Source organism: Rhizobium sp. C104 (assembly GCF_022354505.1).
Taxonomy (GTDB): domain Bacteria; phylum Pseudomonadota; class Alphaproteobacteria; order Rhizobiales; family Rhizobiaceae; genus Rhizobium; species Rhizobium redzepovicii.
In genome coordinates this window covers 1-19,594 of the sequence record NZ_CP092351.1, presented here as the reverse complement: position 1 = coordinate 19,594, position 19,594 = coordinate 1, and the positions used below count along the sequence as shown (strand labels likewise).

The window sequence follows — 19,594 nt, the reverse complement described above, 5'->3', positions numbered from 1 at the left end:
CGCTTCAACAAGGCTACGTTCCGGCCGTCGCCATCGCGCGCGATTTGGAACGGGACCGACCGTTTTTCATTTAAAGGTGGAGGCAATTTGGAAGGGAGGAAATATGAATGGAAATCCAAGGAATTTACGCCGCACTCGCGGCGGCAAGCATGGATAGAGCCGAGACGTTCTACACCCAAATTTTCGCTCGGGAGCCCGATGATCGTCCAATGGATGGGCTGATCCAGTGGCGCAACGTCGCTGGTGCGAACATTCAAATCTTCCACGACAAGGAGAATGCGGGTTCCGGCAGACTGAATGGATGAAGCCCAGAAATCCCTCGAAGACATTGGCGTGGAACTCACGGATGACTTAGAGGGGGCTACGGAAGAATTGCCCAGTTCACGGACCCTGACGGAAATCGCATCACTCTGAGCCGCACCGGCTTAGCCGGAGACCGTTTGGTTTAAGTTATGCGGCCATGGCTGGTGCGTCCAGCATGGCGTAGTATCGGTCTTCAGCCTCGGCGGGCGGCATGTTTCCGATGGGCTCCAGAAGGCGGCGGTGGTTGAACCAGTCGACCCATTCGAGCGTGGCGAACTCCACGGCTTCGAAGTTGCGCCATGGTCCTCGCCGATGGATGACCTCAGCCTTGTAGAGGCCGTTGATCGTTTCGGCGAGGGCGTTGTCAAAGGAATCGCCAACGCTGCCGACCGATGGCTCGATGCCTGCCTCGGCCAGTCGCTCGGAATAGCGAATGGATACGTATTGGGAGCCGCGATCGGAATGATGAACCAGCCCGCCGCGTTTGACGGGCCGCCGATCATGAAGCGCTTGGTCGAGGGCATCGAGCACAAAGCCTGCATGGGCAGTCCGGCTTGCCCGCCAGCCAACAATGCGACGGGCGAAGGCGTCGATCACGAAGGCAACGTAAACGAAGCCCTGCCAGGTCGCGACATAGGTGAAATCGGATAACCACAGCATGTTCGGCGCGGGAGCCTTGAAGTGGCGATTGACGCGGTCGAGCGGACACGGGGCAGACTTGTCCGATACAGTGGTTTTGATCGGCTTGCCACGAATGATGCCTTGAAGACCCATCATTCTCACGAGCCTTGCGACGGTGCAGCGTGCGACGTCGAAGCCTTCTGGCTGCAACTGTCGCCACACTTTCCGCACGCCATAGACCTGAAAGTTCTCGTTGAACACCCGGCGTATCTCGACTTTCATGGCAATATCATTCCGTTCGCGGCCGATAGGCGACCCACGTCCGTGCGCTTGGCGACGACTTCATAATAGGTGGACGGGGCAATCGGCAGCAGCCTGCAGATCGGCTCGACCCCGAGCACCGAGCGGTGTTCGTCGATGAACGAAATCATCGCTTCAGTGGGCGGTCGAGTTCCGCCTGGGTAAAATACGCCGAGGCTTTGCGTAGAATCTCATTCGCCTGACGAAGTTCCCGGTTCTCCCGTTCCAGAGCCTTCATCTTCTCAGCCACGTCACTCGGCAAACCTGCACGCTTGCCGCTGCAGCCAAAAAGGATCGAAAGCTATGACCCATGCACTTGTGCTTTTCTCGGGCATGACGGCGCTCGTCGTTTCCATTTCGGCGATCGGCACCGCGCCGGTGCCAAACAGCAAGTGGCCGGAATCCATTCGGTAAAGACCTCCAGGCTGGTGCAGGCGCGCCTGCCCTGAGCCGCATATTAGCGGATGAATGGCGGTTGCGCCGCTCGCGTTGGATAAGTCATCAGGAATTCGAATGTACCTGGCCGGCCAAACGTGCGCCTGCCCTTAATTTGTTGAAAAGCGCTTCCCTCAATTTTCGACCGCTTAGTCAAAGCGGCCAGGAAACGGGGCAGGCGGTCTTTTGACGGATAAGGGATCTCGGCCCAAATGGGACAAGATCATAGTGAACATTTATTTGCCTTGTCCCATCGCCAAGACAAACAGTCTTGCCTGCCGCTCCGCAAATGCCCGTGGGTTTACCGGCTTGTCGCCATCAAGAATGCGGGCCTCATCGAGGAGGAGCCACGCGGCATCCTCGCGAAAGGTGTGATCGTCGATCGATGCGATGTTCATAACGAGCTGACTCTGCGCGTTGATTTCTAATATGGGCTTCGAAGCCGTCTGCAGCCGCCCTGCCCCCTGGAGGATTTTCTCAAGTTGTCGATCAGGGCCGTGCTCGGAAGCAACCAGGCAGACCGCACTTTCCGTCAATCGACCGGAGACACGCACATCGGCGACCTCCTGACCGAGAGCACCGCGTGCGAAATCGATGAAAGCGACAACCTCGGAAGAGGCTTCCTGTTTTTCCTCGTCGCTGCCCGCCTCGCCGGCGAGTTCATTCAAATCGGCAAGGCCCTGGGTGACCGATTTGAATGACTTGCCCTCGAAATCAGGGACATTGGTAGGCCAGAAGCTGTCTACGGAATCGGTCAAAAGCATCACTTCGATACCCTTGGCCCGGAAGCCCTCGAGCTGTGGTGAAGCATTCAACTGCTCCAGGTTCGAGCCACTGATGTAATAGATCGACGACTGCCCCTCCTTCATGGCGGCCACGTAATCCGCAAGGCTCCGTGTCGCGCCTTCGACAGCAGTTGTGTGGAAACGCGCCAGCTTGAGCAATTGTGGGCGGCGCTCGAAGTCTTCGTAGATCCCTTCCTTGACGATTGCCCCGAAGAGGTCCCAGAATTTCCCGAACGTCTCGGGTTCACTGTCGGCCATTTTCTCCAGTGCGGTTAGGATCCGACTGGTTATGCCCTTGCGGATCGCGGTGAGGACCGGGCTCTCCTGGATCATCTCACGGGAAATGTTAAGCGGCAGATCGGACGTATCGACGATACCGCGCACGAACCGCAGGTAACGCGGCAGCAACTCAGCGTCATCGGTAATGAAGACGCGCTTCACGTAGAGCTTCATCCGACCCTTGCGATCCGGATCAAACAGGTCGAAGGGCTGGGAACCAGGTATGAAGGCCACCGTGGTATATTCGTGCCGGCCTTCGGCGCGAAAATGCACGTTGGTCAGCGGCTCATCATATTGACCCGAAATACCACGATAGAAGTCGTCGTAATCCTGTTTGGAAATTTCGCTCTTCTGTTTGGTCCAGAGCGCGGCTCCATCGGAGATCTGCGCCGGCTCGGCCGCTTCCTTGTCGACGAGACGAATGGGAACAGGTACGTGCCCGGACTGATCGCGAATGATCTTTTCGACGGTCCATTTGTCGGTGTATCTTTTCGCATCTTTCATGAGATGCAGAACGACGCGGGTACCCCTCGTCGGCGCCTCGACGGAATCGATCGCGACGATGTCGTAGCTTCCCTTGCCGTCCGACGACCACTTCCAGGCTTCCTCCTGACCCGCACGTCGCGAGATCACATCGACCTTGTCTGCCACCATGAACGAGGAATAGAATCCGACGCCGAATTGGCCGATCAGTTCAGCCTTCTCGCCGGCCTTAGCAGCATCAAGCCGCTCCATGAATGCCTTCGTCCCCGAGCGCGCGATCGTGCCCAGCGCGTCGATCATCTCGTTCCGGGTCATGCCAATGCCGTTGTCCTCGACAACAAGCGTCTGCGCCTCTTCGTTGAGGGTCACCAGAATTCCCGGCTGTATACCGTCGGTCGAGAGTCCCGGCTGGGAAATTGAGTCGTAACGTAGCTTTTCGCAGGCATCCGCTGCATTCGAGATTAATTCCCGGAGGAAGACATCTTTGTCGGAGTAAACCGAGTGCACCATCATGTGGAGCAGCCGACTGACATCCGCTTCGAACGCATGTTGCTCAGGCTGCCGCTCTTCTATTGTCGTCATCGATAATCCCCATTTTGCAGAAGTCGCGCGTCAGATGGTTTTTCCGCTGACGGATTTCAAGCGCTCCACCTTAGCGGTTGACCCGGTCGAAGCCAACGCTCGAGCGCTAGAGAGGTGCGTAGTCGAAGATGTTGCCATAGCCATATCCTCCTAGAAGCAACATGGGTACGGGAATGGCAAAAGCGGCGTTCCGGCGAAGCCAGCCTTGATTTCAGCGGCCGGTGGAATTCGATTTTTTGCCGATTTCGGATTAAAGATCTGCTGAGACAAAAATGTACCGCCCTCGAGCCGAGCACAGGAGCGCCTTTGTCTTTGTCCCTCCGATATTCATGCACGCCGCGAGGTCTGGGTGCGCTTCCCATGTATAGTCAAGAAAGAACCTCTCGGTGCGCCGTCCAATATCGTGCGCAGTGGTGACGAGTTGGGACGTAAGGTCAATGGAATGACCGACTGAGAACGCGATGCGGGTATGCCGCCTTGAACTGAGAGATCATTGCGCAGGCCTGCTGCAATATCCGCTCAGTCGTTTCGGGATTGTCGCGTGCGAGTTCATCGGCATTAATGCGGATCGCTTCCGCCATATTGGCAGACATCAAAGCGAAACGCCCTTCGCCATATACCAGAGCCTCCTGCGAAGCGGTCTGAAGCCACCGGGCAAAATCGACGATGATCTCTTCCCTCTCCGGGATGCTGGCGCTTCTGATGATATTGATGGTCTCTTCCATGTGGTCTCACTCCATGCAGACGTGGGAAAGCGACCGGGCCAAGCCCCGATCGTCACGTGAGCTAGGAAGTGGAAAATGCGGATTCAAGATTCAGTTCAGCTTGAACTCGCCTTCGACACGACGCCATTCGTTCGGCCCGATTAGGCACTGATGGCTGTAGCGGACGGAATGCAACGGGCCATCGAGCCTCTCCTGCCAAAAGTCCAGAAACTTGTGCATCTCGGGAAAATCGGGCGCCAGATCGTAGTCCTGCCAGACATAGGTTTGCAGGACGGATTCGAAATCGGGAATACGGTAGAGAATGTGCGCGGTAGTGAGACCATAACCGTTGAGCTGACGTTCGATATCTGATGAAAATCGCATGCTTCACTCCGTTTCATGATACTGCGAAGGTGCCGCAAAATTTCTCGGCCATCAACGGATTTTTGAACGTCGCGAGAGGGTTTCTTGTTCCTTCCCAGCACGTTAGCAGCGATCGAGGGTGAGTGCTAATTTTTCCTTTCAACCTCTTGAAATCCAAAAATCGTAAAAATAAATTTTGCCTGCGAACGCTCGATCGAGGTTCGCTCCCGCCCGGACTGGTCATATGGTCCGGCCAGGGGATCAACGTCATCTTTTTTGCTCAACGGAGGAAAACATGTCGTTCCGACCGCTTCATGATCGGATTCTCGTCCGCCGGATCGAATCCGAAGAAAAGACCAAGGGCGGAATAATCATCCCTGACACCGCCAAGGAAAAGCCGCAGGAAGGCGAAATCATCGCCGTCGGCCCTGGCGCACGCAACGACGCCGGTCAGATCCAGGCGCTCGATGTCAAGCCCGGCGACCGCATCTTGTTCGGCAAGTGGTCCGGCACCGAGATCAAGATCAACGGCGAAGACCTGCTGATCATGAAGGAAAGCGATGTCATGGGCATCATCGAAGCCCAGGCCGAGCAGAAGAAGGCCGCCTGAGGCGCCCTATTTATCAGTCAACTAGCTGCCTAATGAAGGAGTGAAAAAATGGCTGCGAAAGAAGTTAAATTTAACACCGATGCCCGTGAACGCATGCTACGTGGGGTCGACGTACTCGCCGATGCCGTGAAGGTGACGCTCGGCCCGAAAGGCCGCAACGTGGTGATCGACAAGTCCTTCGGCGCGCCGCGCATCACCAAGGACGGCGTTTCGGTCGCGAAGGAAATCGAACTGGAAGACAAGTTCGAAAACATGGGCGCCCAGATGCTACGTGAAGTGGCATCGAAAACCAACGATCTCGCCGGCGACGGCACCACCACCGCAACTGTTCTCGCTCAGGCGATCGTTCGCGAAGGCGCCAAGGCGGTGGCCTCCGGCATGAACCCGATGGACCTGAAGCGTGGTATCGATCTTGCCGTCGACGCTGTCGTCAAGGAGCTGAAGACCAACGCCCGCAAGATCTCCAACAATTCCGAGATCGCCCAGGTCGGCACCATCTCGGCCAATGGCGATGAGGAGATCGGCCGTTATCTCGCAGAAGCGATGGAGAAGGTCGGCAACGAAGGTGTGATCACCGTCGAGGAGGCCAAGACCGCCGAAACCGAACTCGAAGTCGTCGAAGGCATGCAGTTCGACCGCGGCTATCTCTCGCCCTATTTCGTCACCAACCAAGACAGGATGCGGGTCGAGTTCGAGGATCCTTATATCCTTATCCACGAAAAGAAGCTCTCAAACCTGCAGTCCATGCTCCCGGTGCTCGAAGCCGTCGTCCAGTCGGGTAAGCCGCTGCTGATCATTGCGGAAGACGTCGAAGGAGAAGCTCTTGCAACGCTCGTCGTCAACAAGCTGCGCGGCGGCCTCAAGATCGCTGCCGTCAAGGCTCCTGGCTTCGGCGACCGCCGCAAGGCCATGCTCGAAGACATCGCCATTCTGACGGGCGGTACAGTCATTTCCGAAGACCTCGGCATCAAGCTGGAGAACGTCACGCTGAACATGCTCGGCCGTGCCAAGAAGGTAGCGATCGAGAAGGAGAATACCACTATCATCGATGGCGTCGGTTCCAAGCCCGAGATCGACGGTCGTGTTGCACAGATCCGCGCCCAGATCGAGGAAACCACCTCCGACTACGACCGCGAGAAACTGCAGGAACGTCTTGCCAAGCTTGCCGGCGGTGTTGCCGTCATCCGCGTTGGCGGCTCGACGGAAGTCGAAGTCAAGGAAAAGAAGGACCGCGTCGACGACGCCCTGCATGCGACGCGCGCGGCTGTCGAGGAAGGCATCCTGCCGGGCGGTGGGGTGGCGCTACTGCGGTCCGTCAAGGCACTCGACAATCTCGACGCCGCCAATCAGGACCAGAAGGTTGGTATCGAGATCGTCCGCCGCGCGATCGAGTCCCCTGTCCGTCAGATCGCCGAAAACGCCGGCGCGGAAGGGTCTGTGATCGTCGGAAAGCTGCGGGAGAAGGCTGACTTCTCTTACGGCTGGAACGCTCAGACCGGCCAATACGGTGATCTTTACGCCCAGGGCGTCATCGACCCGGCCAAGGTGGTGCGCACCGCTCTGCAGGATGCCGCCTCGGTTGCCGGCCTCCTGGTGACAACGGAAGCGATGATCGCCGAAAAGCCGAAGAGGGACGCCGCTCCGGCGATCCCCACTGGTGCCGGCATGGACTTCTAAGCTATCGAGGAGGCCCCCGCCCTGTCCACCAGGGCGGGCCACTTTCGGAGTAAGACATGAGCCTACCGTCGAGAGAAGAGGCGCGCCTGTGCGCGAGCGTCGTCAACGAGATTGCCCAGGCTAGAGGGATAGCGGCCGACCCGCTCTCTGTCGGAGCGCTGACGACAACGGTCGCCAGATTGTTCAACAAGGGTGTTCGCGATCGCGACACGCTCCTAGCAGAGGCGATGAGAATAGAGATACCGTCGATTCAGGGCGATCGCAGTACGGATCTTACCGAACCGCGGAAAATGTATCCAGGTGCCATCCATCTATCCACGGAGCCGGAAGATGAGAAGAGAAATCAACAACCCTAAAACCCAGCACGACGTTGTAGCAGCGATCAACGCCGTCCATCTGCTTCACCCAGCCAAACATTTCGATCACCCGCGTGACGTGCTTGCTGCCGATATCGGCAAGGACGAGAAGCGGGCTAGTCTTGCTTCCTGGGCATCCGACATCTTTGCCATCGAGTCGATTCCGGCCCTTCGCCTTTATCCCGAGAAGGCCACTATAATGAGGAATTCGACGACGAGGTAACCGGAACTCTCTCCGCTCTTTTCCCGCTTTGAGGCGCGCCACTCTTATGTCCCTCGCCTCACCTGCCCGGCCGTGCCAGTGACCTCGCGATATCGACGATGTCGTCGCGCGAGGCGGTTGGATCCTCCTTGTTCCAGGCAACGCCAAGCCCGATCCTGAAGTCGATGCCCCTCACCGCCTTCAGCTCGAAGGCCCGGTTCGGCAGACCCTCGGTCCATTCCGGCGCAAAGCCGATGCCAAGGCCGGCCGAGACCAGCGACACCAGCGAATAGGTGTCGTCGCAGCTATAGGCGATGTTGCCGGTCAGATCATATTCCTGGAACTTCTCATTGAAGTACCGCTCGGTGTAGGAGAGGTTCTTGCGATTGAAGGCGATGATCCTTTCCGAGCGCAGATCGTCGATGGCGATCTCTCCCTGCTCCGCCAGTGGGTTTGTCCTGGCGACCGCCAGCAGATAACGCTCATGGGCGATCGAGGAGAAGCGCAACGAGCCGATGTTTTCCACCGGCCGGATGAAGCCGAGATTGATCTGGCCGTTTTCCAGGCCGCGGATGATGTCGCCGGTATTGCCGCTTGATATATGGATGCGGACATCGGGGTACTTGCGGGCGATCTTCGCCAGAAACGCCGGCAGCACGCCGGTGGTGGCCGGATAGACGGTGCCGATCCTGATCTGCCGGATGGTCTTGCCGGCCACCGCCCTGGTGATCTCGGCACTCAGATCGACCTCGCTCAGAATCCCGACGCAGCGCTCGTGGAAGATCTCCCCTGCCCTGGTCAGTTCCACCCGCCGGGTCGAGCGGATGAACAACGCACAGCCGAGTTCGCGCTCCAGCGCCTGCACATGATTGGAGAGCGCGGGCTGGGCGATGCGCACCTTCGCGGCCGCCCGGCCGAAATGGAGTTCCTCGGCCACCGCGACGAAGTAGGAAAGCTGGCGTAGTTCCATTGAAGCGTCCCTCTTAGCAGCTTTAATTAGGGACTATCAGTCCGTCGATTGTCAAGCCGTGAATATGCGTTTGTTGTAGGATGGACGTTCGACAAACCATCGGCTGGAATCTGAGACGACTTCGTGTGGCCAAAGGTCTCTCTCAGGAAAGACTGGCTCTCGAGGCCGAAATCGATCGCTCGTATGTCGGACGGGTCGAAAGGGGCATGGAAAATGTCACCGTCGCTACGCTCGAGGCGTTTGCGAGGGTTCTTTCGGTGAACGTTTCAGCTCTATTCGCAGAAATTGATCCACTCGCTCCCAAGCCCAGACCTCTTCGCTCAGGCAGAAAACATAAGGAAACCGGCAGGTGAACGGGAGCGTTTTCGCCATCATCCTCAAATATCGCGCCCTGCCGACGACATGTTCGAGTGAACGCCCACCGCGAAACGTGATGCGGCTGGCGAGGAACGTCGGCGCCTTCGGGTTGTGAAGATGCGGATTTGGCGGCCCGTCTTGCTTCCCTGAGCTCTGAGCTCGTCTAGCGTCGGGTTCCACCAGCATCGGAGCCGCTCGTATTCTCCCGGCTCTGACCTCGCGGGCCAGGTATGGACGAGTTCATCAAGGGTAGAGCGTCTCCACCTGGCCCACACATGCTCTTCAGTCGCGGCCGGGTGATGTTCCGCGATCTGCTCCGGATCCACGATCTCGCCCGACACATCGGTGATGACGACACAATCCCATACGCTGCTGTGGCCACCGGCCGGCCAAGTGCCGGGAGATCGTCGCTTGACACCGGCAATCCGCGCTTCTTTCGTTCGGTCGTGCGACGTTTGGCCTTGGCTTCCTCCTCTCTGCCTGCGGGCCTCGGCACGCTTCCGGCGTTCTTTCGGCTCTGACCGCTTCGCGGCTTCCTCGATCGTCTCCCATTGGTGCTGGAGTCATATGACGCAAACGGGATTTCCCAGACTTTGTCGTCACCGTTCCATGGCGCAAATGGTACCTGCCTAAGCTCATCCCCGACCGTCCTGGAGTACGGTGTCCTTATGCGAAAACCGCTGTCGAGCACTTGCAGGTACGGGCTGAGGATCGGCTCGAACTCAAAAGTGTCGCGGCCGCGCTCCTCATCATAACGTGCCCGGCGGTCGGCCTCCAACGCAAGCCATCGATGCGCTTGCGAGCCGTCTTGCCGGCACCGTCCAGGCCTGGAGGCGTTCGCTCCACCTGGCATTTGGGAAGGTCTCCCTGGAACGCGCCACGGTCATCCGGTCAAATGTAAAGGAAACCGTCTCCTGCGGTGGGCGGTCTGCCTCGTCCTGTTCCTGGTGGTCATCGGTGTGGAAGAAGAACGACCCGCCCGCAGTCGAGTTTCGACAGCGGGCAGGGTCTTCTTCAGAAAAGACAGCGCTTTCTGAGAGCCGGCGCTTGAAACGGTGTGTCCCGTGCCTCGTTCGACGTCCAGCTCGACCTTGAAGGCCGCTATTCTGAGCTGCGCGGCCGCGAGCCGGGAAGCCATGGGAGGGATGGTGGTGTCGTTCTCTCCATGCACCAGAAGCACCGGCGTGCTGTTGCTCGCGGGCGAAATCGGCTTCGGGGCAAGCAGGCCGGAGAACGCGACCAGTGCGCCGACCTTTCACCTCCCGGAAGCAACGGCGTCGAGCGCGACGATGGCTCCCTGCGAGACGCCGACGAAGGCGACCCGATCATGGGCGTCCGCGCACCCTTCGCGCCGAACGACGCCATTGATAAGTTCGTCGAATGCTTCTCTGGAGCTTTAATACGCTCCGGATCGAGGGGATTGCCCTCCGTGCTGAACCACCGACGTCCGTACCTGTGATGCATCGGCGCGTCTGGAGCGACGAAGCGCGTCCCAGGAAGGCGGGCACGCCAGGAAGATGCCAGCGGTGTGAGCTGCGCGCCGGAGGCACCGATCCCATGCAGGAAGATTATCAAGGTTTTATCGGACAAGGGCTTTCGCTTTCGGACTTATGACAGCCGAGGGCGCACCCAATGGGGAGCGCCCTCGTTCACCCGGACGGCCGCGACCACGCGAAGTCATTTCGCGGCGCGGACTGTCGTTGGTTTCGGGTGGGAGCCCCAGATGATGATTGAAAAGACGATCTTCAAGATCGGGTCCAAGTGAGCCCTCGTCACCGCCAGAGGCTTTTTAACCGGGCGTCGCGCGTGGCGACATGGACGAGAACAGCCGCCGATAGAAGTATGCTGAAGACGAGAGCGGCGATCGAAAGCAGGCCGCCGCTCGAGCCATCGACGCTTGCGCGCAAACCCGTTCTTCGTGCAGCTGATCTCAACTTCCGCCCGTCGACGTTCGCCGTGTGTCGGTCAATCGCTGAGCTCACGGCGCTTTTATCGAGCCTCTGATCCATCAACCTTTTAGATCAGCTTCGATCTTCTTTCGGCTGTTGCCGACCTTTTTGACGGCGTATTGCACTTCACCTTTCGAGACGCCTTCCTTCTTCGCTTCGTATCGGACCTCATGATCCTGTCCGCCTGCGACCTTCGCTCTGTCCTGCGCACGGCCGCGTCTTGTGGTCGTCATATCGGTATCTCCTGTTGGCTACGGGACCTGCTCGTAAACGTTTGATGATTCACGTTGTTCCGCGGCTTAGGCGTCGGCGATCCCATCCTCCATAGGTGCCGCCGGCGTACCCGGAATCAAATCGGCAACAAACGGCGCTAAGCCATTGAAAAATGATTCGTTTCGAATCGGAACGAATCACCTCGCCAGATCTTGATTCGCCAGTAGAGATTCGGAGTAACGGGTATGGCGAGTGGACACAGAGCCCAGTGGAAGGGCTTTATCAAATTCGGTGAAGTCTCATGCGGGGCGGCTCTCTACACAGCAGCGAGCACCTCCGACCGGATCACCTTCAACACGATAAACAAGGCAACCGGCAATCGAGTCAACCGCGTCTTCGTCGACGGTGAGACCGAAGAGCCTGTGCCGAAGGAACAGCAGACCAAAGGCTTCGAGATTGAGAACGGTCAGTATATCGTCATCGACCCTGACGAGGTCGCAGCCACCATTCCCGAGTCAAACAAGACATTGGAGATCGAAGCCTTCATCCCCTGTTCTGATGTCGACGACGTCTACTTCGACAAACCCTACTACCTGACGCCCGACAAGATGGGCGGCGACGCCTTTGTCGCGCTGCGGGACGGAATGCGGAAGTCGAAGGTGGCGGCCATCGCGCGCACCGTCCTGTTCCGCCGGATGAGGACCGTACTCATCCGGCCGCATGGCAAAGGTCTCATCGCCACGACCTTGAACTATGACTACGAGGTGCGCTCGTCGAAAAAGGCCTTCGAGGAAATGCCCAAGCTGAAGATTGAAGGCGAGATGCTAGATCTTGCCAAGCATATCATCGGCACCAAGAAGGGCGACTTCGATCCGGCCACGTTCGACGATCGATATGAAGCAGCCTTGGCCGAGCTGGTGAAGGCGAAGATGGAAGGCAGATCCTTGCCTAAGCCGAAAAAGGTCGAGGTTTCGAAGCCGAACGATCTGCTTGCCGCCCTGCGCGAAAGCGCTGGCATGCTGAAGGCCACCGGGGACAAACCGAAACCCACCCCCGCCAATGCCAACTCTGGCGTCGGTCGGCCGCGTGCCGCGCGTGGAGCGGCTGCGAAGGCCGCCTCCTCCAAGGCTGCTCCGCAGCGTAAGGCGAGCTAGGAGATCGGTCATGGCGCGTCCCTACTGGAAAGGCTACCTGAAGCTTTCGCTTGTGACATGCCCGGTCAACATGACCCCGGCGACATCGGAGTCGGCGAAGGTGCGGTTTCACACGCTCAACAAGGAGACGGGCAACCGGGTCGTCTCCCGATATATCGACTCCGTCACGGGCAAGCCCGTCAAGGACGAGAACGAGGCGAAGGGCTACGCCCGCGGCGAGAACGACTATGTCATCCTGACCGACGACGACCTGGATCGGGTCGCGCTCGACACCGTCAAAACGATCGACATCGAGAAGTTCGCTCCGGCGGAATCGATCGAATGGGTCTACCTGGAGAAGCCGCACTATCTAATGCCGGACGACGCCGTCGGCAACGAGGCTTTCGCGGTCATCCGGGATGCGATGAAGGCCGACAAGGTCGTTGGCATATCGAAGCTCGTCGTTGGCCGGCGCGAAAAGGCGGTCGTCCTCGAGCCGCGAGACGAAGGCATCGTCCTCTGGTCCCTGCGTTTCGGCGACGAGGTGCGTCCAGAGGAGGCCTATTTCCAGGACATCGAAGACGAGGCCGATCCTGATCTCGTGCCGCTGGTGCAGAAGCTGATCAAGCAGAAAACGAAGCGATGGTCGCCGGACATGGTGAGCGACCCCATTCAGGAGAGTCTGCTCGCTCTCATTGAGGAGAAGAAAAAAGCTCTGAAGCCGCAGAAGAAGAGCTCCAAGACCAAACAAGCCGCCGCTCCCGCTTCGAACGTCATCAACATCATGGACGCGCTGCGCAAGAGTGTCGCCAACGAACTCAAGAGCAAGAAGACCGGATGATGGACAAGGTCATGGAGCTCGAACTCTGCCAGCCGACACCCTTCGCAGCGAAATCGGAAAAGGCGCCGTGAGGCGCCTTTTTTGCGTTTGAGGATACACGATGGCTAACCTGCCGGCGTCATTTCCCGGAGGGCCCTGCCGGACACGAGAAGCTATCGGTCTGACGCGCTGACCAATGCCAGCGCGCTGTTGAGCTCCTCCTGACTAAACGGTTTCGAAAGCCGCGCCAGCCCCGCCCCCTCTCCGCCCGGCAATTCGGCGTAGCCGGTAGCAAGGATCACGCGCAGCTTTGGGTGCCGTTCGACAACCCGGCGGGCAAGTTCGGCGCCGGTCAATGAGGCATTGCGTGATCGGTGATCAGGACGTCGGGTAGCGGCCCGTATTCAAGGAGCTGAAGCGCTTCATCAGCCGAGCTTGCCTCGATAACCGTGTGCCCGAGATCCTCCAGTATCAAAACCGTATTCATGTACAAGGCTATCGTCGTCCACCGGCATGACAGTCAGGGCAGGGATCGGGGGAGACGACGGAGTCTCAGCGACAGGGGCGGGGTTTGCGGTGAACTCTGCGGATCAAAGCTGACAAATCGCACAGATCATTCCGGATCGTCGTTGCCGCGACCCCGGCCTGCCCCATCACATGGCTGATCTGATCCAGGCCAATCACCACGTCTCCTGCGGCATAAAGGCCCGGCACGCTCGTGCGTTGGTGACTGTCGACGCAAATGCAACCTTCCTCCGACACCCTAGCTCCCACCCCTGAGGCGAATTCCGATCTGACGTCCGATCCCAGCGCGGGGTAGATGGAGTCGAACTGCAGCGTACCCCAGCCTGTGCGGATTACGATCGCGTCTTGTTCGACATCGATTTCAAACGGGCCACACTTCACCAGGATACCAAGTTCCCGCAGGCGCGCTTCCTCGCCTCTCTCGAGGTGATGCTCGGCGGAGGGCGACAGCAGGGTAAATGTTTCGGCTATAACTTCTGAGAAACAGTGCTTCCATATATGCTTTCGAGCCATGTCCGATAATCGCCACGCGCTTGTCGGTCACTTCGAAACCGCCGCAAACGGGGCAGTAGCGGATAAGCCCTCGTTTCAGTGCCTCATCGTGCTCGTCCATTGGCATCGAAGGCATGCGGTTAAGAACGCCCGTGGCCATGAGCACAGTTCGCGCCCGCACGGCACCATCGGAAGAGGAGACGACGAAGTTCTTTTCTGCCCTGCGCAAGGCCGTCGCGCGTTTATCGAGGATCTCGGCGCCGTACATGATGGCTTGAGCACGCATCCGGCCGAGCAACTCGGCGCCGCTGATGCCGCCGGGAAAGCCCGCGTGGTTATGAGAAATGGGGATGCTGGCCGCCCGGCTGGTTCGTGACGGACAGGTGATAGCGCGCGAGATAAATCGCGGCTGTCAATCCTGCCGGTCCACCTCCAACGATGACGCAATCTTTTATTGTTAGATCCATTCCATCGTCCGTCATCGGCGATCGCCCTGAGGCCTCGCGGGATCACTGGAACAACGGGCAAGAGGGATAGTTCCCTATCGCTATGGATCACGCAGTTAGGAGACCGTCATTTTGGATACAGCGCTGATCGTCGGATATCTTGCCTCCGTGTGTTCCGTCTGCAGCTTCGTTCCGCAGGTCTGGAAGGTCGTTCGCACCGGACGCACCGAAGCGATTTCGGCGAGGATGTATTGTCTTACCGTAACAGGCTTTGTTCTCTGGACCGCCTTCGGCGTCATGCGGGCCGAGTGGCCAATCATCCTCACGAACGCTGCCTGCTTTCTACTGTCGGCGTTTATCCTTCTAAAGAAGCTCAGAAATTAGCGCGAGCGACAAATTCTTTGGTAACCCAAACTGGAATTACGGCGCCTGATGCGTGTTCTCCGGCGAGCAACGCAAAACCGGTTGCTTTGAGCTAGGGAGAGCAATGAATACGTCAAAATCACCCGGACGATAACTATGAAGAGCGGGCCTGCGTCTGGCGGAGAGATCGTCATGCGAATACCCGGCGTCACGAGCCAGATGCGCTTTCGGCTGCATAGCCTGGTGAAAACGCGGCACTACCCGCGACAAGAGGACATACAGTCCTCCGATAACGTGACAGCGCGGGTGCTGGAGCAGCTAACAAACCAACTCCGGCAATCACAAGACGAGTTGGTCGAAACGGTCGTCAGATCGAGCGGTCAGTTACGGTCGAGCACATCCCGGACGCGTACGGCCAGATCTTCAAAAGAGAATGGCTTGGGCAGCAAGTGCACGCCCTTGTCGAGCCGGCCGTGATGAACGATGGCGTTGCGCGAATACCCTGTCGTGAACAACGCTTTCTGCGTCGGATTTGTCTCACGCGCCTTGGCAACAACGTCGGCGCCGCTCATGCCGCTCGGCAACACCACATCCGAAAAGATCAGATCGACATTGCCGTAGCTCGACAGCGCTTGCAGAGCCGCCGGACCGTCCTTGGCTTCGAGTACATGGTAGCCGAGCTCGCGCAGCGATTCGACCGAATAGGCGCGAACGTCCGGATCGTCCTCGACGACAAGAATAACTTCGCCGGCCGCAGCCTCGGGGATGGCAGGTGCCTCTGCCACCTCTTCACCGGCCCCGTCTGAAAAGAGCCGTGGCAGGTAGATCTTGACTGTCGTTCCCTCCCCAACTTCCGAGTAGATCTTCACATGGCCCTTGGATTGCTTGACGAACCCATACACCTGGCTGAGGCCAAGCCCGGTGCCCTTCCCCTGATCCTTAGTCGTGAAGAACGGCTCGAACACATGCGATAGCGTTTCCGTGTCCATCCCCGTCCCAGTGTCGGAAACACTAATGGCGGTATACTGGCCGGGGATCACTTCGGCATGCGATGACGCATAGGCCTCGTCCAGATGGGCATTGAATGTCTCGATCGTCAGTTTTCCGCCATCAGGCATCGCGTCCCGGGCGTTGATCGCGAGATTGAGCAGCGCGCTTTCCAGTTCGTTGGGATCGGCTTCCGCTTTCCAGAGACCGGCGGCGAGCACAACTTCAATGTTGTATATCTCTCCAAGCGTCCGGTGCAGGAGCTCCGACATGCCGCGGATCAGGCTGTTCGTGTCAATCGGCTTGGGGTCGAGTGGCTGGCGGCGGGCAAAAGCCAACAGTCGTTGCGTCAGAGCCGCTGCCCGCCTCGCGCCGTTCATCGCCTGCGAGGCTGCCCTTCGCAACCGACCCGCTTCCGGCGGCAGGTTCCGCGTGAGCGTGTCGAGATTGCCGACAATGATCTGCAGCAGATTGTTGAAGTCGTGGGCGACTTCCCCCGTTAACTGCCCAATCGCCTCCAATTTCTGGGCCTGCCGCAGCGCCTCTGCGTTCTGGGTCAGTTCCTCCGTCTTCTGCTTGACGAGATGCTCGAGGTTGGCGTTCAGTTCCTTGAGTGCTTCTTCAGCGCGGCGTCTTTCCTGCAGCTCACGTTGCACGGCATCGAACAGCCGGGCGTTGTCGATGGCGACCGCAGCTTCGCCGGCGAGGCCGGCGAGACCGCTTTCTGACGCCGCGTCGAACACGCCGATGTCAGCGTGACCGAAGAAAAGTCCACCGATCACCTCGCCGGTTCGTGAAATGACCGGCACGGCCAGATAGCTACGTACGGGAAGATGACCTTCCGGCATTCCCCGTCGCGGCTCATTCTTGCCATACCGGCTGTCTTGGGTGATATCGGCGGAACGCACAATTCCCTCTCCGAGAAAGGTCGGTGCAAAGACAGCCGTATTGCGTGGCATGGGAAACTTCGAGAATGCCTCGCGAGGAACGCCGGACAGCGTGTAGAGCATATAGCTCTCGCCCGATGGATTGATGACGTTGTAGAAGAATGCGCCGAACTGAGCTCCGGTAAGCTCCACGCCTGCGTCCGTTACCAGTTGGACAACCTTCTCCAGGTCATTCTCGCGCGCGAGGTCAGCTCCGGCTCGATTGAGAATCTCGAGCGCGCGGGTGCGCTCTCGCAGCGCCATCTCCGTCTCGCGCTGCTCGGTGCGATCACGCAGGACCTTCACGAAACCAACAAGCTTTCTCTCATCATCCATTATCGGCGTCGTCTCACCGACGGCCCAGATGCGGCCCCCGCCCTTCTGCAGCCGCCATCCTTCGCCGCTTCCCTTTCCCTTGGACCTGGCGTCGGTCAGTTCCGCCTCGAGCAGCGCGGCGGCTCCTCCTTCCGGCGGGAAGATCGCCACCAGGGTCTTACTGAGCATTTCATCCTGCGACCAACCGAGTAGGGTTTCCGCACCCTTGCTCCAGCCGGTGATCGTGCCATCGACGTCGAGCATGATGATCCCGGTATCAACTGCACTGTCGAGGACTTGCTGGAGACGTTCGGCGGGGAAGCGGGAGGCAGTGTTCATTCTATAGCCTGCTCGTTGAGGTGCAGATGGCGCGGCGCGATTCAACATGGTTGGTTTGCATTGCAGGGATATGGCGAGAAATCATGCAATCAACAAGCGACGATGGCGCGCGATCGACGCGCTCCCGCACAGATTACTGACGAAAGGGCACACGGTTGATATTGGATACACAATTCCCCGCCTAGCAGGCTGGTTGCAGACCCAATTTCGGGCTCCACCGGCTATTGTTCGTCGAAGGGCATAAGGCTTACGCAGGATCTTGTGCGGAGCATTTTCGGTTTGCGGGTCGAGCGCGCTGGTCGCTTCGTCGAGCAAAAGAATGCGCGGATTGCGCAGAATGGTCCGGTGTCGAAGCCGAAACTCTTAAGATCGATGCCGTCCAGCGTCACCCGGCCCCTATCAGGATCATCGAGCCGCGCCAAGAGGTAGCCCAGCGTACTCTTCCCCAATCCCGTGCTGCCGACGATGGCAGTGTGTTCGCCCGCTTGGATGCAGAAGGTGATGTGGTCGAGCGTTTGCCACTCGATTAGGAGAAAGAGACATCTTCGAAAGCGCTCTCGCCACGGATTGCGTTCACGTCGAGGCTAACGGGATTTGTGGGCTCGACCAGAGTTGGCTTGGTATCGAGATCGCCGAACACGCGTGTCAATAGGGCTCACGCATTTGCGCAACTCGGCCCTGGCTTCGAAAGCTCGAGCATTGGCCAAAGCAATGCTCTTGTAGTGCGATGAGGGCAACTACCCTCTGCGATCACCGCACCCAGCGGGCAATTCCGCTTGGCACGAAGTGGTGATGCGCGAAGAGAAGCGTGGGGGGTGGGGTTGGCTCCTCCAGTATCCGCTCCAGCCTAGCGAGATGCTAGACCACATCGCCCGCAAGACGGCGTCCATAGATATAGGGAGGCATTCGAAAATCTTGCGCTTTGTGACCCCAAGGCCATCACATCAGGAACAATCGCAAGGGGCCACGAGTTAACGGTTCAGTCGGGCGTAAGCGTAATCGGAGCGTGGCGCTCTCCTTATCCCTCGGGTATCCGAGGTTGCTTCCAGCCTTCGAGCTGTGACGCGGGGTTCGAATCCCTGCCCCGACAACAAGCTTCGATTCAAGCGAACAAGCCCGGCGATTTCTCGTCGGGGCTTTGTCCCCGAAATTCGAAACGATCTTCAGTTAATCGTGTGCACCGCGGTATCGTGGCGCTCGCAAGCCGTTGTACGATGCTTTTTCGCAACTTCCATCGTGTATCCATGCGCCTGTATGTGGATCCCGACGTAAAGCCGGCCGCGAAAACTGAGGAGGAGGGCGGCACGACGAAGCGCGCCAGTTGCAGCTTCGTCATGAAGCCAGGTTTCGTCGGTGTTTGGCGTACGATCGAGACTGTGCGCAGAGCGAACAACTTCATGTCCTGCGACTCTGCGGCGTATGCCTGGAATTCATGCGTCAGGTCGACGATGAAAATCTCGACGCCGAAATCGTCATCGCGAATTGTTGTGCGAGTGGCGGGAGGCTCTTGCCTGAAGAGCTACAATTTCGCCGCAACGGATGCACCGAGTGGAGGGAGCAACTTGCGCCCCTCGCCGGCACGCGCGTAAAGTGCTCTTTTTGACTCGGCTCGCGGTCTCGTCTTGACATCATTCGGGCAGGAAAAATGGCCGGAGTGCATCGATCAATGAGGTATGGCCATAGCGAACCACGCCAGCGTTCGGCGCGATCTCGACCAGACCCCCCTTATTCTTGGCGTCGTTGGCTTTGATTAGCAGGCTGGCAAGGCTTGACGGCATAGTGCGTTCGAAGGTCGCCTGCCACTGCGACCGGGGCACCCCCGAGCGCGAACCACTCGGCTCGAGAGTTGACTCACGACCGCCGCAACGTCGTTCGCGCTATACCTGCGAGGTCCCTCAGCATGGATGACCTGAACCCCCGCCCCGCTCTCGGGTCCCAGCAGGAGGTCGGCGGTGTGATTAGGCATGGAATAAGGACCCCGCATTTGGGGTGATCGGCGTCCAAACGGGACCCCCATCTGCGATGGGGTTACAACAGCCTCCGGTTTCATCGGAGGCTT

At 58.7% G+C, this 19,594-nt stretch carries 19 protein-coding genes, 4 pseudogenes and 1 other annotated feature; of the genes and pseudogenes, 11 read left to right on the top strand and 12 right to left on the bottom strand.

The features are described 5' to 3' along the window. Nucleotides 1-107 precede the first annotated feature (107 nt). A complete protein-coding gene (locus tag MF410_RS26960; protein WP_239620681.1) occupies nucleotides 108-305 on the top strand; it encodes a hypothetical protein in 198 nt (65 codons plus the stop codon). Nucleotides 306-450: 145 nt separating this feature from the next. Here MF410_RS26960 and MF410_RS26955 read toward each other — a convergent pair. The 4 genes and pseudogenes from MF410_RS26955 to MF410_RS26940 all read right to left on the bottom strand — a co-directional run. After that, nucleotides 451-1,504: pseudogene (locus tag MF410_RS26955) on the bottom strand (IS3 family transposase); the annotation flags it as partial. Continuing rightward, nucleotides 1,281-1,397 (bottom strand) — a sequence feature (AL1L pseudoknot). (Overlaps the previous pseudogene by 117 nt.) Nucleotides 1,505-1,895: 391 nt before the next feature. Then, on the bottom strand, nucleotides 1,896-3,788 hold the full coding sequence (gene htpG, locus MF410_RS26950) for a molecular chaperone HtpG (RefSeq protein WP_131711638.1): 1,893 nt from the start codon (nucleotides 3,786-3,788) through the stop codon (nucleotides 1,896-1,898). A 434-nt stretch (nucleotides 3,789-4,222) separates the two neighbouring features. Further along, nucleotides 4,223-4,513: a hypothetical protein gene (locus MF410_RS26945; protein WP_131711637.1), complete on the bottom strand. Its 291-nt coding sequence runs from the start codon at nucleotides 4,511-4,513 to the stop codon at nucleotides 4,223-4,225. A gap of 90 nt (nucleotides 4,514-4,603) precedes the next feature. Further along, a complete protein-coding gene (locus tag MF410_RS26940) occupies nucleotides 4,604-4,876 on the bottom strand; it encodes an usg protein (protein WP_131711636.1) in 273 nt (90 codons plus the stop codon). Between the two features lie 274 nt (nucleotides 4,877-5,150). On the opposite strand from MF410_RS26940, the gene MF410_RS26935 reads away from it, so the two are divergent. The 4 genes and pseudogenes from MF410_RS26935 to MF410_RS26920 all read left to right on the top strand — a co-directional run. Beyond that, a complete protein-coding gene (locus MF410_RS26935; RefSeq protein WP_131711635.1) occupies nucleotides 5,151-5,465 on the top strand; it encodes a co-chaperone GroES in 315 nt (104 codons plus the stop codon). A 48-nt stretch (nucleotides 5,466-5,513) separates the two neighbouring features. Beyond that, a complete protein-coding gene (gene groL / locus MF410_RS26930) occupies nucleotides 5,514-7,142 on the top strand; it encodes a chaperonin GroEL (protein ID WP_131711634.1) in 1,629 nt (542 codons plus the stop codon). A gap of 56 nt (nucleotides 7,143-7,198) precedes the next feature. Further along, complete coding sequence (locus MF410_RS26925) at nucleotides 7,199-7,498, top strand: hypothetical protein (protein WP_131711633.1); 300 nt, start codon at nucleotides 7,199-7,201, stop codon at nucleotides 7,496-7,498. Beyond that, nucleotides 7,473-7,682 (top strand): annotated as a pseudogene (locus MF410_RS26920) (hypothetical protein); the annotation flags it as partial. The gene MF410_RS26925 and the pseudogene MF410_RS26920, both read left to right, overlap by 26 nt. A 97-nt stretch (nucleotides 7,683-7,779) precedes the next feature. Here the strand turns inward: MF410_RS26920 and MF410_RS26915 are convergent. Next, complete coding sequence (locus MF410_RS26915; protein ID WP_222135187.1) at nucleotides 7,780-8,670, bottom strand: LysR family transcriptional regulator; 891 nt, start codon at nucleotides 8,668-8,670, stop codon at nucleotides 7,780-7,782. A gap of 80 nt (nucleotides 8,671-8,750) precedes the next feature. Between MF410_RS26915 and MF410_RS26910 the strand changes: the two genes are divergently transcribed. Together MF410_RS26910 and MF410_RS36660 are read left to right on the top strand one after the other, a co-directional pair. Further along, nucleotides 8,751-9,023, top strand: a complete 273-nt coding sequence (locus MF410_RS26910; RefSeq protein WP_131711632.1) for a helix-turn-helix transcriptional regulator — start codon at nucleotides 8,751-8,753, stop codon at nucleotides 9,021-9,023. Next, the gene (locus MF410_RS36660) at nucleotides 9,020-9,142 is read left to right on the top strand and encodes a hypothetical protein (RefSeq protein WP_275593038.1); all 123 of its coding nucleotides are present in this window, start codon (nucleotides 9,020-9,022) and stop codon (nucleotides 9,140-9,142) included. Before MF410_RS26910 ends, MF410_RS36660 begins: the two co-directional genes overlap by 4 nt. A 768-nt stretch (nucleotides 9,143-9,910) precedes the next feature. On the opposite strand, the gene MF410_RS26905 is transcribed toward MF410_RS36660, so the two are convergent. The 3 genes from MF410_RS26905 to MF410_RS26895 form a co-directional block, all read right to left on the bottom strand. Continuing rightward, on the bottom strand, nucleotides 9,911-10,234 hold the full coding sequence (locus MF410_RS26905; protein ID WP_239620718.1) for a prolyl oligopeptidase family serine peptidase: 324 nt from the start codon (nucleotides 10,232-10,234) through the stop codon (nucleotides 9,911-9,913). Beyond that, a complete protein-coding gene (locus tag MF410_RS26900; RefSeq protein ID WP_239620716.1) occupies nucleotides 10,129-10,602 on the bottom strand; it encodes a hypothetical protein in 474 nt (157 codons plus the stop codon). Before MF410_RS26900 ends, MF410_RS26905 begins: the two co-directional genes overlap by 106 nt. 433 nt (nucleotides 10,603-11,035) lie before the next feature. Beyond that, a complete protein-coding gene (locus MF410_RS26895) occupies nucleotides 11,036-11,209 on the bottom strand; it encodes a DUF3606 domain-containing protein (protein ID WP_131711631.1) in 174 nt (57 codons plus the stop codon). A gap of 225 nt (nucleotides 11,210-11,434) precedes the next feature. Here MF410_RS26895 and MF410_RS26890 point away from each other — a divergent pair, with 225 nt between their 5' ends. Then, entirely contained in the window at nucleotides 11,435-12,343 is a 909-nt protein-coding gene (locus MF410_RS26890) for a Ku protein (RefSeq protein ID WP_131711630.1), read from the top strand. 10 nt (nucleotides 12,344-12,353) lie between these two features. After that, complete coding sequence (locus MF410_RS26885; RefSeq protein WP_239620679.1) at nucleotides 12,354-13,163, top strand: Ku protein; 810 nt, start codon at nucleotides 12,354-12,356, stop codon at nucleotides 13,161-13,163. 152 nt (nucleotides 13,164-13,315) lie between these two features. On the opposite strand, the gene MF410_RS26880 is transcribed toward MF410_RS26885, so the two are convergent. Both MF410_RS26880 and MF410_RS26875 read right to left on the bottom strand, forming a co-directional pair. Next, on the bottom strand, nucleotides 13,316-13,498 hold the full coding sequence (locus MF410_RS26880; RefSeq protein WP_239620678.1) for a hypothetical protein: 183 nt from the start codon (nucleotides 13,496-13,498) through the stop codon (nucleotides 13,316-13,318). 196 nt (nucleotides 13,499-13,694) lie between these two features. Then, nucleotides 13,695-14,626: pseudogene (locus tag MF410_RS26875) on the bottom strand (NAD(P)/FAD-dependent oxidoreductase). 111 nt (nucleotides 14,627-14,737) lie between these two features. Between MF410_RS26875 and MF410_RS26870 the strand changes: the two are divergent. Beyond that, nucleotides 14,738-14,989, top strand: a complete 252-nt coding sequence (locus MF410_RS26870; protein ID WP_131711477.1) for a SemiSWEET transporter — start codon at nucleotides 14,738-14,740, stop codon at nucleotides 14,987-14,989. Nucleotides 14,990-15,348: 359 nt separating this feature from the next. Here MF410_RS26870 and MF410_RS26865 read toward each other — a convergent pair whose 3' ends face one another. After that, nucleotides 15,349-17,535 carry an ATP-binding protein gene (locus tag MF410_RS26865; protein ID WP_239620677.1) on the bottom strand — a complete coding sequence of 729 codons (2,187 nt, stop codon included), beginning with the start codon at nucleotides 17,533-17,535 and terminating at the stop codon, nucleotides 15,349-15,351. 221 nt (nucleotides 17,536-17,756) lie between these two features. Beyond that, nucleotides 17,757-18,038: an ATP-binding cassette domain-containing protein gene (locus tag MF410_RS26860; RefSeq protein ID WP_275593041.1), complete on the bottom strand. Its 282-nt coding sequence runs from the start codon at nucleotides 18,036-18,038 to the stop codon at nucleotides 17,757-17,759. Nucleotides 18,039-18,818: 780 nt separating this feature from the next. Between MF410_RS26860 and MF410_RS26855 the strand changes: the two are divergent. Then, nucleotides 18,819-18,920 (top strand): annotated as a pseudogene (locus tag MF410_RS26855) (cupin); the annotation flags it as partial. Nucleotides 18,921-19,594: the final 674 nt, after the last annotated feature.